The organism is Streptomyces sp. A5-4 (genome assembly GCF_051131715.1).
Lineage (GTDB): Bacteria > Actinomycetota > Actinomycetes > Streptomycetales > Streptomycetaceae > Streptomyces.
The window spans coordinates 6063505-6075171 of sequence record NZ_CP178591.1 but is presented as its reverse complement, the minus strand read 5'-3'; the positions used below and the strand labels follow the sequence as shown (position 1 = coordinate 6075171).

The window sequence follows — 11667 nt, the reverse complement described above, 5'->3', positions numbered from 1 at the left end:
TCAGGACGCCGAGGGAGAAGAGGATGGGGGCAGTGAAGCGGAGGGACCACAGCAAAGCGTTGGACAGCTGGACTCCTTGTGGGAGGCCGGGCCAGAGAAGGAACGGGCTGCGCCTCGCAACCCTCGCTGACCTGGTGTTTTCTGGGGACGTTGTACGTTGACATGCCCACGGAGCAGGTTCCAGTCCTTTGCGGCATCTTCTCGTCTGCCGTGGGCGAATCCGCGCTGCTCCGCTTGAACCGCGTCCTCGACGAAGCCCCTCGCGCAGCTGCGGGCGCTCTACGACCACCCGTACTGGGCAGAGCACGTTTCGACAACCCCAGGGCGGTGCAGATCCGGCTGCCCGGATTCACCGTCGAGTCCCGCACCGAGCTCGGCGGACACGTACGCGACCTGTACGCCGCCGGATCCACCGCTGGCGACCGCATCGCTGCCGTTGCGGACGATGACTATCTCGCCGAACTCGCCAAGGTCGTAGCTGGAGGGCTAAACGCTCTGGCTCCGCAAATGTGCGAGGACGTCCGCGAGCGGGAGGTCGTACTGGTCTTTGTCCCCTTCCCAGTGCGACATCACGGCGACCGGAGCCTCGGCCATGTCCGCCGGCAGGTCGGCCGCTCGGAGGGTGTCGGCGATGTCCTGCATCTCCGGCGCCCAGCGCCAGGCCCGCGCCGCCACGCTCGGCAGATATCCCGGGTCGGAAAGGATGTTGGAGGCCATGGCCTCAGCCGCGGCGGTCAGCTCGTCGCCCACGCCATGGGCGGCGGCGAGAGCATGAGCGACGCCGGCGAGGGTGCGGGCGGCCTTCTGGTAGCTGGCGAAGGCCATCTTCAGAGCGGATGCGGAGCCGACGTGGCCGTTCGCCCGGCGCACGTGCAGCGCGGTGTCCTTGAACAGGGGCTCCACCAGGTCCATGGCCGCAGCGTCACCTGCGAGGTAGAGCCGGGCCACCCGGCGGCCGCCGGGTGGCGGGCCGAAGATCGCTCCGTCAAGGACCGTGGCCCCCGGCCTGATCTCCTCCGCGATGTGCTGCATGCGCTGGGGGTTGATCGCGTTGGCATCGACGTACACCCCGCTGAAGACACTGTCGGCCACGGCGGCCGCCACGTCCTCGGCGGCCTGCGGCGGGCAGATCGACAGGACGATCTCGCTCCGCTCCAAGGCCGCCAGCAGGCCAACGGAACGACTGAATAGCGCTGATTCGACCGCAAGTTGGAGCCCTAGACTCGTGGGCTTCCCGGCGGCCCTGCCTCACCACGGCCGGCCGTGGGGCGTACAGCTGGATCCCACACGGGCCGGGGCCCTCAGTTCAGCTCTCGTACCAAGCGGAGGTTTCGCAATGCCCGAGAAGGTCACGAAGGAAAAGGTGCTCGTCTACGTCGTACGCGACGGGCGACTGCTGGTGTTCCGCCACACCGACTACTCGTACGAGGAGGTCGGCATCCAGGTCCCGGCGGGCAGCATCCGTCCCGGCGAGACCCCGAAGGCCGCCGCTCTGCGCGAGGTCCGCGAGGAGACCGGCCTGTCGGACTTCAAGATCGTGCGCAAGCTCGGCGAGACCGAGTACGACATCAGCCCGTACCGGTTCGAGATCCAGCACCGGCACGTGTTCCACCTGGAGCTCACCGAGCCGACGCCGGAGCGGTGGATGAGCCAGGAGGACCACGACGGCGAGCAGGAGCCGACCCACTTCGAGTGCTTCTGGATGCCCCTGGAGGCCGCGCACATCCTCCAGTCCGGGCAGGGCGCCCTGCTGGGACGTCTGTCCGACTGACCACTCGTCCGTTCACGGCAAACGCAGGAGGGGCAGCCGATGAACCACCGCACAGAACAGCGCCACCCGATCGACGGGCTCTACCGGAGCCTCGACGTAGACGACACCGGCACCGCGGTGTCGGTCATCGTCAAGACGCGCGGCGAGACGCGCGACATCGACTGCCTCTACTGCTATGAGAAGCACAAGGAGGCCCCGGGTGGAGCCCGGGTCGGCGCCGGTCAGATCCGGCGCCTGGCAGAGCTCTTCAAGGGTCGGCCGCTCGCCGTCGAACTCCACGGCGGCGAGCCGCTGACCGCGGGCCGGGACCACATCGCCGAGATCCTCACCGAGCTAGCGGCTCTGCCCCAGGTCGTCCGTGTCACCGTCCAGACCAATGGGGTACTACTGGACGCGGACTGGCTCGACATGTTCGACGGCCTCTGCCCGGATCTGCAGATCGGCGTATCCCTCGACGGGGACGCCCAGGGCAACGCCTGGCGGGTCGGCTATGACGGGAAGCCCGTCTATCCGCGCGTAGCCGCAGCCCTGGACCTGCTGGCTGAACGAGGCCGCAGCGTCGGCGTGATCGCCGCCGTGACGCCTGCCGTGCTGGGCCGAGCCGAGGCGGTCCTGGACCACCTCGCCAGCTTCGGGTCCGTCAACGCGATCAGTTTCGTGCCCTGCTTCGACTCCACCATCCGCCGCTCCACGGCCCTACCGGGGCGTCGTAGGGCGGCCAGCCGCATCCTCTAACAGGCAGCGGTGACCGCCGAGGACGGACCCGCGTGGGCGATCCATCCTGATGAGTACGCGCAGTTCGTCCTCGCCGCGACCGCCCACTGGATCAGCGCCGGGTGTGAACGATCACGTAATTCGGCTCTGTCGCTGATCTTGTGACGGGGCGGGTGGTGTCAGTGGCGGCTGTGATCATGAGCCAGGTGTACTTCACGGAGTTTCGGGGTGTTGTTCCCTCATCTGGCCGGTGTTGTGGTCGAGGTGGTCGAGCGGTCGTTGTCCGGTGTGGTCTCGATGCATGCGCGTGCTCGGTCGTCGGGCGGGGTGTGTCCGCACTGCGGTAGCGCGTCGGGCCGGGTGCACGGACGGTACGTACGGCGGCTCGCGGACGCGGCGGCCAGCGGCGCCGGGGTGGTGATCGAGTTGCTGGTGCGGCGGTTCAAGTGCCTGAACCCCGGGTGCCGGGCGGTGACGTTCGCTGAGCAGATCGCGGGGCTGACCAGCCCGCATGCCCGCTATACGCCGCTGCTGCGCGGCCAGTTGACCTCGATCGCTCTCGCGCTGGCCGGCCGCGCGGGGGCCCGCCTGGCCGGGGTATTGGGCTTGGACGTCGCCAAGGACACTCTGTTACGTCTGGTCCGTGCGGTGCCGGAAGAGCCTGTCGGAGAGATCCGTGTGCTCGGTGTCGACGATTTCGCGCTCCGCAGGGGTGCGACGTACGCCACGATCTTGGTGGACCTGGAGACCCGGCGCCCGGTCGACGTGCTGCCCGGCCGTGAGGCCGAGCCACTGGCCGCATGGCTGAGCAACCACCCGGAAATAGAGATCGTGTGCCGGGACAGGGCCGGAGCGTATGCCGAGGGCACCCGCAGCGGCGCCCCGCAGGCGGTCCAGGTCGCAGACGCCTGGCATTTGTGGCACAACCTCGGCGAGGCGGTGGAGAAGACCGTATCCGCCCACCACGCCTGCGCCCGGGCCGCGTTCGAGAACACCGTACCGGCCAAGCCGCCGCCCAGCGACGACATCTGGCAGACGCCGCCCCCGGTTGACGCGATGCTCGATGTCTGCGGACGCGAACGCCGTCTGGTGACCCGGACCAGGGAACGCTACACCGCAGTGCGGGAACTCCTGGACGGCGGCAGCACGCTGGAGGGGATCTGCCGGACACTGCGGCTGAGCCGCAAAACCGTGCGCCGCTTCGCCCGGGCCACCAGCATCGACGAACTGCTGGTCAAGGCGACAAACCGGTCCACCCTCCTGGACGAGCACACGCCCTACCTCCACCAGCGATGGAACGAGGGCTGTCGCGACAGTGCCCAGCTCCACCAGGAAATCGTCGCCCGGGGGTTCACCGGAAGCATCCAGACCGTCCGCCGCTACCTCCGCCCGTTCAAGACCTCCACCACCGCGCCGCCAGTGCCCCGTCCAGCTCCGCGGCCCCGCCGCATCGTCCGCTGGATCATGACCGCCCCCGGAAACCTGGCAGCCGTGGACGCCGCCGACCTCAAAGAGATCCGGGCCGACTGCCCCGAACTCGACGCCGTCACCGACCATGTCCGCGACTTCGCCGCCATGATGAGCGACTTGCGCGGCGACCAGCTGCCAGCCTGGATGGAACGCGTCCTCGCCGACAACCTGCCCGCCCTGCACTCCCTGGTCAACGGCCTGCGCCGGGACCAGGACGCCGTCACCGCCGGCCTGTCCACCCCCTGGAGCTCAGGCCAGGTCGAAGGCCAGGTCACACGAGTGAAATTCCTCAAAAGGCAAGGATACGGACGAGCCAACCTCGACTTCCTCCGCAAGCGGGTGCTCCTCACACCCTGACCACCCCGTCACAAGATCAGCGACAGAGCCGAATTACGTGACGCGGAACCCGCCCCACCTGGGGAATTTCGTGATCGCTCACACCGGGCACTTCACCCGGATCAAGCTCGAACCGGCTGTCTCCACGATCCGGCGATTACGGGGGCTGGGAACCGGCTTCTGCCACTTCTCCGATCTCAAGTGCGACCACGTCTTCACCCTGTACCCCGACGGACGCCTCGGTAGCTGCGACGAACTTCCCTGGCCCCAGGCCCGCCTGGTCCAGCTGGAGTCAGCCGCCGACCAGCACGAGGGTGATCCGCGCTCAGCAGGGCTCCCTCCTGCTGAACCAGGGCAAGGCCCTGATGAACAAGTGCACGACCTGCGACTACCGCGACTTTCTCGTCTGCCGCGAGCGGATCCGCCCCGGTCGCCTGGCGCGCGGGGCGGGGCGATGGCGCCCGGTGGCTTATACAGCTGCGAGCAGTCACCCGCCCCGTGGTCGCCCAACTGCTGGGCGCCCGAGCACGTCTCCAGGCGATTGACCGATACGGGCGTCTGCCATCGGGGAACTGTGAGATGAGCCTTGATGTAACGCGTGGCGCCGGCACTCATGCAGGTCTGACGGCCGGTCACCGTCGTGCGGTCTTCAGCACCCTCCGAAGACCGACATCTCGGATTTCATGGAACTCGCGACAGAGCCAGTATTCCAAGTCCACTGACATCGTTCAGGTCATGCACCAGCCGGAGTCGCATCCGCTGTCCTCCGCCTCCTCCGTCGCCGCATCCCTCTGAGCAGGGATTGCTTCCGCGAGTGGTCGGCCATAGCGAGTGAGGTAGACAGGGTCGCGTCCGAGGGCGGCGCGAAGCCTGTTCACCGTTTGCTCCACCTCTATTGATCTAGCAAAGAGATCGGGATCCTCGCGCCGCTGCTGGCGCCAGGCGTCGACAGTACGGAAGGGGCAGAAGAAGCACGAGCTCTTGGGCGGCACGGGGAGGCCCGCGGTTTCGATGATCCGTTCGCAGTCGTCCCTCCGCAGTCGCAGGTCGAGCAGCGGGTATTCGACCTGCTCATGCGGTTCACTGCGTCGGCGGTTTGCCCTGTGGATCTCGTCGACGGAGATGCCGATCCCGACCACAGCCGGCTCGTTCGCCGTAGCGCCGTGCTCGCGGAGCCACCGTCCGACTACTTTGATCTTGAAGTCCGCCGTACAGGACCTTCGTCCAGGCGCACCGTTCGCCATCCTGACGGGGATAGGTATCGAGCGGGTGTCCCTCCTGTTCAGTCTCTCCATGAGGGTCTCGGTTGTGCCGTCACGCCGCGTGCGACGGAGCTGGTGGAGCTCGATCCCGGCTCTCGCTGCATAGGGCGCAGCGACGTCGCGGATGTAAGCGAGGGTCGCCGGGTGCTCGCTGTCATCGCCGACGTTGGCGAACAGAAAAGTGGAGTAATCGATTCGACCCTGGGCCGCGAGGACGAGAAGCGCGGTGGACTGAACTCCGCCACCGAAGGAGATCACCTTCACGAGCGGGTCCCCCGCTCGCGTCGAGACGCCAGGAGGCCAGCGTGGGCTGGCCTAGTGAGAGTGCAGGCGTGACGCGACATGAGGGCCTCCGTGTGTGCAGTCCGATGCTGACGTGAGAGACTCTATGGATGAAGCTCGATCAGATCAACTGTTTCTCCCAACCCAGGGTGCGCCAACATGAGGCTGGGCGCGGATACCTGCCGGGCCGTGGCGCTGAGCGGTGGGTTCTACCGCGTGGGCCGGATCATCACACTGTGACCATCGGAGAGCACCTCAGTGACGAAGGCGACGGCCTCGTCGTACTCCGCACTTGTGAAGCTCTGCGCCACCGGGAGAGGCTTCTTGGCTGGCCGAGTAGCGGGTGTTGTCCTGCGCCCTCGGGTCTTTTGGGGTGCCCGGTCACCAGACCGAAGGCGTGCGAGCTCAGCAGACACGAGGGCACGACCGCGCTCGTGAGCGTCCGTCGCGATCGTGTCGAGCAACCAGAGGGGGGACCTGGAGAGAACGAGGTCGGCCGCGGCGATCTGTTTGCGGTTTCTCCAACGAGATACGGCCTGCTGGTTGGTGCCTAGAAGCTGTGCGACTTCCTTGATCCCTAGAATGACTGGGAGCACCTCGGGGCTGTCGACGCGGTACCCGTTATGGATGCTCGTTTGGTAATGCTCGAGGCGTTGCGCGGTGGCTTGCCGACCAGCGTGGCCGTCGAGCCGGAGAACGGTGCCCAGCAGCCAGTAGGGATTGCCGGAGGCGACAACGTCAGGGGTGGCCAGTGTGCCGTCGACGCGCCATTTCTGTGAGGTCTGGCGTTCGACGCCGAACAAATCGGCAATCTCAGCATGGCCCAGCAGGTACGGGATCCGCGCCGCTGCCATGTCCCAGTACCTTCCCCGCTGTACGCAACACGATGAAGCCCTAATTGCCGGTAGGGCGGAATAAAGATATCGCGCCGACCTCGCCCCTGCTGGGCCGCGGCGCCGGACGCTGTGCGATCGAGGGCGGCATGCGGAGCGCTGGACGCAGCAAGCCACCCGATAGAACGAATGTGCGACGGCAGGGCACTACCTGAGTTCTTTGCCCTGCCGGATCTCCCAGGGTCCGACCGGCACGAGGTGTACCTCGTCGAAATAGCTCAGCCAGGCGGCGATGGTCTCAACTGTCCGCTTCGACTGCTCGGCTGTGCATCCCTGTGTTGCCACTAGTTCCGCTTGCGCGTCGGCCAAGTTCATGCGGCCAGCCTGGATCAACGCCTGGAGTTCGGGCATTGTGTGCAGGCGGGCCAGGACGGCCGCCCCGAACGCCTGCTCAGTGAACCCGGGGCCGACGTCGAGGTGGGCAAGGTCGCGGAGTACGCCGGCGAGTACGTCGCCGCCGATGTGCTGATGGTGTCCGTTGTAGACGCGGTAAAGGCGTTCTGGGTTTCGGGTCTCTGGAAGCCATCGCGCGGGTTGCTCGTCCTGGCCCGGTACGACGACCCTGGGGCTGTCCTCGTCTGCCAGCATAAGGTTCGCCTGCTCGCGCATCTGCAGGGCCAGCTCGAGCGTCCCTGGTACGGCGCCGGCCTCGAGCGCGGCGAGTACCCGCTGCACCTCGGGATGAGTGGTGCCCACTTCCACCAGGAGTTCGATGTTGGCCGCGGGCACGCGGCCCGTGGCCTTGCCCGTCAGGTTGGCGGATCCTACGAGGCAGCGGTCGTCGGCTGCGAAGAGTTTCGCGTGCAGGTTGTGGCAGAGCAGGACGGAGGCTCGCCCGTCCCGCTGCGCCAGCTCGGCGATCTCAGGGTCGGAGACTCCTGCGGCTACTTCCGGGACAGACCAACGGGTTACGCAGGTGATCTGTTGGACGCTGGCCGGGATGGAGTTGAGCGCCGCTTGGAAGACCTCCTTCTTGATGAAGGGGGCGATCAGGACCGCGCGGTGCGTCGCCGTGGCGAGGAGCTCATCGATCTGACGCCAGACGTGATCAGTCGTCACTCGTCGTCCTCGTCGTCAGCGTCGCTGGCCCCGAGGAATTCACTGGCGAAGCGCCCCCAGTCCTGGCGCATCCGCTTGGCACGTTCGCGGGGCTTCTCCGGTTGTTCGTCCTCGAACCGTGCCCATGAGATGAGCAGGAGCTTGAAGGCGTTGGCCGCGGCCGTCAGTCGGCCGGCGAGCTCTTCGCGGCTGGCTCCGTCGATGTCCTGGTCGAGAACTGCGATCAAGTCGCTGTAGACCGGGTGGTCCATGTTGAGTGCAACCTGGAGCATGCCGGGGATGTACTCGACGTTGAAGAACGCGGGGGAGTCAGGGTTGCGGCTGGTCAGCAGCCGGATGTGCTTGCCCTGAGACATGGTCTCTTCGATGATGCGCTGGGCATCTGCCGGGCTGTAGCGGTGGGTCTCGACCAGGCTCTCGTACTGCAGTTGTTTGCTTTCCTCCTCGGTGGTTTCCGCAGCGAGTTGGTCGGTCAGGCTCGGCGGGGCTTCCGCACGGCGGCGCTTGACTGCTTCCTCGGCCTGCACCTCGGCCACCTCGTGTCGCTTGCGGCTCGTACCCGTTCCCTGAGTCTGGTCTGCCAGGTCAGAACGTAGTTTGCCGAGAAGCTTCTCGCGGATGTGGTAGACGATCTCGATAAGCGGCAGGCGTCGGTCGCCCTCCTCGCGGAGCGTCTCCCGGAACTCCTCATATGACAACCCTGCCGCTTCTTCACGCCAGTTGAAGTGGGCCAGCTCGGAAAAGATCGTTGCAGACTGCTTGTTGTTCGTGACGCCGAAGACCTCGTCGAGAGCAGGAGGGAAGTCGATTTCTACTCCCCACCACCGCTCTTGCGGCTCGTAGGAGTTCACCCACCCTGTGTCGAGATCGAGCTCGCGGTCCGCGCGAATCAGGGAGATTCCCAGGTTCTTGGAGGCATGCTTACCCCAAGGGGTTTCACCGGGCTTCAGGCTCGTTGGCACGTTCCTCGGCCACGGCTCCCCCGGGATATCGGTGCGTCGGGCGGCCTCAACAGCGATCGAAGAGCGGACCAGGACGGGGTATTCGTTACCGTCCGCTCCCTTGATCAGGAACCTCTCCTCGCCAATCTGGCCAGTGTTGCCGGCCCCATGGGCACGGAACATCGGCTTGGCGTCGAAGGGGACTGGAGTGGAGCTCGGCGTCATGAGGTAAAGCGGGTCGTTCGGGCGAGTGTCCCGGACACCAGGCAGCTGTGCCCAGCCGCGCACCGGTACAAGTTTAATCCGCTTTCCCTTGGTGATGAGACGCCGGTAGACCCGCCCGATCAGGTGCTCGGTGTTCGAAATGGTGGTCTCGGCACCGCGCCACTGGACGCGTTCTAGCTCAGTCCACTGCACGAGGGTGCCCGAGCTGCCGAGTCCTTCGGCAAGCGCCTGCCATTCAGTCGGCAGTGCGTCGAGCTTGGGCTCGGGCACCTCTTCGAGCCCAAGGGCGATCTCTCTGAGGTCGAGGTAAGTGTGCAGGGCGTTGTCCGGACCGTTGGTCCAGGACCAGACGTCAACGCGGTCACACTGAGAGATGCTGGAGTTAGGAAGCCCGACGCCGAAGCGCCCTATGCCCTTGCGTTCCTGTCGGGTTCCGGCTCCGAAGCGCAGCGACTGCCGAAGGGTCTCGGGATCCATACCGTCCCCGTTGTCCAGGACTGCGATCTTCTCGACTCGGTAGCGGGCCCGGTGGGTGGGGCGGTCCGTCGACTCGACAACGAAGAGTTCGACAAGGTCGGCATTAGCTTCGAGACCGTTGTCGATGAGTTCCGCGATGGCGTGTGCCGTCGACTTATAGCCGCTGTCCTGCAGGGCTTTGACCGTCAGGTCAGAGGTGACAATCGAATACTTAGACGTCATCGGGTCTTCCACACGTCCTCCCAGTTGGTGAATGCTTCCGCTACGTCTCCGAAGCCTGGGAGTTCAGGGTCGATGACGGTGACGATGTCGCAGTTGGGGGTTCCGCCGGCCTTTGGTCCGCGGATGACCCGTCCGACCATCTGGCTGTAGAGCACCAGGGACTGGGTGGGACGGGCGATGACAGCTGCGCTCGCTGCCGGGGCATCGAAGCCAGTTGTCAGAACGCCATAGTTCGAAAGGATCATGGGCCGGGTACCAGGCCCCTTAAAGCGGGCAATGGCCCGGTCTCGGTGACGTGCGGGGGACTCGGCCGTCACCTGGTCTGCGTCAAGCCCGAGCACCGAGAGGACTGCGACGAGCAGGCGGCTGTGCTCGACGGAGGCGGCAAAGAGCAGGATCCGGCGGTGGTGCTCGCTGAGATCGAGCACGGTGCGCACGACCTGCAGATTCCACTGCACGTTGTCCGCGAGCCGTGTCATCAAAGCGTCGGGGATGTCGAAGGACGCGGCGAGGGCCTGCTGGTCCCGAGAACTAAGGTGCGCGCCGGAGTCAGCGGCCACGGTGCGGAAGGCAGGGCGGGCGAGGTAGCCCTGTTCGATGAGTGCCGTAACAGGGTTGTCGTGCCCGTCGATCTCCAGCATCACTTTCTGTCGGGCGAAGAAGTCCGACAGCTTCTCGTCCTCGGCGATATCGGCCCATGTCCGGCCCGGGGTCGCGGTCAGACCCAACAGGCTCGAGTCGCTGCGTAGTGTGAGCGCATCGACAATTCTGCGATAGGTCGGAGCGATGGCCTGGTGGGCTTCGTCGAAGGTAGTGAGGGTGGCGCGTAGACCGAGGCGGTCGAGGAAGGTCGGGTCGGCGTTCGCAGCGGCGCTGGCCTTGTCCAGGCCGAGGATCACAATTCCGTCCCCTATGGCGTCGAGGTCTGTCGGCGCGTCGCCCCACATCCGCGCCACGGCCACTTCCCGATTGCCCAGCACGGTCCACGCCTGCTCGAACTCGACCGCCGCCTGTTCCAGCAGCTCCCGGCCTCTGGCCAGCCACACCACGACGGACGGCTCATGACGGCGGAGGTGGTCGCAGATGATGTTCATGGCGGTTCGGGTCTTGCCGACACCCGTAGGCAGGTGCAGCACGACCCGGCGTTCTCCGGAGTAGAGCATGCGCTGGGCGCGGCCAGCAGCGAGCCGCTGGTGAGGGAACATCCCATATTGCGGTGTGATGAAGCTGCGGGAGGTGACTGGCACCTCGGGGGCCCTATCGACGACGAGGCCGAGGAAACCGAGAAGCGCGCGACGCTGCTCGAGCGACCAGGGGAGGGCCCCGAGGAAATCGCCCGGCCTCTCAGGCCCTTCGTGGCCGAGGCGCTGGGCGAGTTCTGTGCGCTTGCCCTCCGGTATGAACTCCAGGAGCTGCGCCCGCTCCAGCGGATCACCGATAAGCCGTTCGGGAGAGACGGCCGAGGCTGCGACCTTGCGCAGCGTCTCGTCCGTGCCCTGCCCCTGGTGTAGAAGGTCCAGCAGGTCACATGCGTGCTCGCCGAGAAGGTTCCGTACGTAGGAAAGTGGTGCGCTGGTCAAGACGGCCGCGAAGGCGATGCCCGGGGATTCGGTCATGTCGTGGCCCGGCCTGTCCGCATTGCGACGGCACCGTCAAGTTCTTCGACTCCCACCCTCAGCCCCTGATCCTCTACCCGCCCGTTGGAGCCGCAGCGCGCATCCAGCTCGCACCGCACATCGTGATCAAACTCTAGCCTCGCCCGCCCTCTGCGGGGGGCGGGTCCCCCAGAATTGCGGCCTCCTCGCCTCCCGAGTCGTGAGCCGCTCGAGGCTCCCATGCCGAACTCACCCGTCACGCAGGGTGGTTCGCGCCCGCAGGGAGATCCGCTACCACATGGGAACTAGTGTTCTATTCTGCCGTAGAGGGCTTTCTGCGACTACCTCAGTTCATGCCACCGCTCCACTCGCCCCCCTGCTCCGGTTAGGATCTCCATGCACTACTGGTGAAAGATCTCG

The 11667-nt window shown here is 66.2% G+C and carries 9 protein-coding genes and 1 pseudogene; 4 read left to right on the top strand and 6 right to left on the bottom strand.

Features of this window, described 5'->3' with window-relative positions:
* Positions 1–162: 162 nt before the first annotated feature.
* A pseudogene (locus tag ACLLJJ_RS28605) lies at positions 163–432 on the top strand (hypothetical protein); the annotation flags it as partial.
* 54 nt (positions 433–486) lie between these two features.
* On the opposite strand, the gene ACLLJJ_RS28600 reads toward ACLLJJ_RS28605, so the two are convergent.
* Complete coding sequence (locus ACLLJJ_RS28600) at positions 487–1158, bottom strand: DUF1932 domain-containing protein (protein ID WP_434596645.1); 672 nt, start codon at positions 1156–1158, stop codon at positions 487–489.
* Positions 1159–1336: 178 nt separating this feature from the next.
* On the opposite strand from ACLLJJ_RS28600, the gene ACLLJJ_RS28595 reads away from it, so the two are divergent.
* The 3 genes from ACLLJJ_RS28595 to ACLLJJ_RS28585 all read left to right on the top strand — a co-directional run bounded on the left by ACLLJJ_RS28595 (position 1337) and on the right by ACLLJJ_RS28585 (position 4312).
* The gene (locus ACLLJJ_RS28595; RefSeq protein ID WP_267838832.1) at positions 1337–1771 is read left to right on the top strand and encodes an NUDIX hydrolase; all 435 of its coding nucleotides are present in this window, start codon (positions 1337–1339) and stop codon (positions 1769–1771) included.
* A gap of 39 nt (positions 1772–1810) precedes the next feature.
* The gene (locus tag ACLLJJ_RS28590; protein ID WP_434596642.1) at positions 1811–2506 is read left to right on the top strand and encodes a radical SAM protein; all 696 of its coding nucleotides are present in this window, start codon (positions 1811–1813) and stop codon (positions 2504–2506) included.
* A 207-nt stretch (positions 2507–2713) separates the two neighbouring features.
* Positions 2714–4312, top strand: a complete 1599-nt coding sequence (locus ACLLJJ_RS28585) for an ISL3 family transposase (RefSeq protein WP_434588078.1) — start codon at positions 2714–2716, stop codon at positions 4310–4312.
* 707 nt (positions 4313–5019) lie between these two features.
* On the opposite strand, the gene ACLLJJ_RS28580 is transcribed toward ACLLJJ_RS28585, so the two are convergent.
* The 5 genes from ACLLJJ_RS28580 to ACLLJJ_RS28560 all read right to left on the bottom strand — a co-directional run bounded on the left by ACLLJJ_RS28580 (position 5020) and on the right by ACLLJJ_RS28560 (position 11268).
* Entirely contained in the window at positions 5020–5817 is a 798-nt protein-coding gene (locus ACLLJJ_RS28580; protein WP_434596640.1) for a phosphoadenosine phosphosulfate reductase, read from the bottom strand.
* Between the two features lie 227 nt (positions 5818–6044).
* Entirely contained in the window at positions 6045–6689 is a 645-nt protein-coding gene (locus tag ACLLJJ_RS28575) for a hypothetical protein (protein WP_267838835.1), read from the bottom strand.
* A gap of 186 nt (positions 6690–6875) precedes the next feature.
* The gene (locus ACLLJJ_RS28570; protein ID WP_267838836.1) at positions 6876–7787 is read right to left on the bottom strand and encodes a phospholipase D family protein; all 912 of its coding nucleotides are present in this window, start codon (positions 7785–7787) and stop codon (positions 6876–6878) included.
* Complete coding sequence (locus ACLLJJ_RS28565) at positions 7784–9664, bottom strand: ATP-binding protein (protein ID WP_434596637.1); 1881 nt, start codon at positions 9662–9664, stop codon at positions 7784–7786. The genes ACLLJJ_RS28570 and ACLLJJ_RS28565 overlap by 4 nt, the downstream gene beginning before the upstream one ends.
* Positions 9649–11268 (bottom strand): DEAD/DEAH box helicase, encoded by a 1620-nt coding sequence (locus tag ACLLJJ_RS28560; protein WP_267838838.1) that lies wholly within the window; start codon positions 11266–11268, stop codon positions 9649–9651. The genes ACLLJJ_RS28565 and ACLLJJ_RS28560 overlap by 16 nt, the downstream gene beginning before the upstream one ends.
* Positions 11269–11667 lie beyond the last annotated feature (399 nt).

Coding starts and splice junctions, on each gene's coding strand:
- ACLLJJ_RS28595 (WP_267838832.1), top strand. CDS start 1,337: ATGCCCGAGAAGGTCACGAAGGAAAAGGTGCTCGTCTACGTCGTACGC.
- ACLLJJ_RS28590 (WP_434596642.1), top strand. CDS start 1,811: ATGAACCACCGCACAGAACAGCGCCACCCGATCGACGGGCTCTACCGG.
- ACLLJJ_RS28560 (WP_267838838.1), bottom strand. CDS start 11,268: ATGACCGAATCCCCGGGCATCGCCTTCGCGGCCGTCTTGACCAGCGCA.
- ACLLJJ_RS28575 (WP_267838835.1), bottom strand. CDS start 6,689: ATGGCAGCGGCGCGGATCCCGTACCTGCTGGGCCATGCTGAGATTGCC.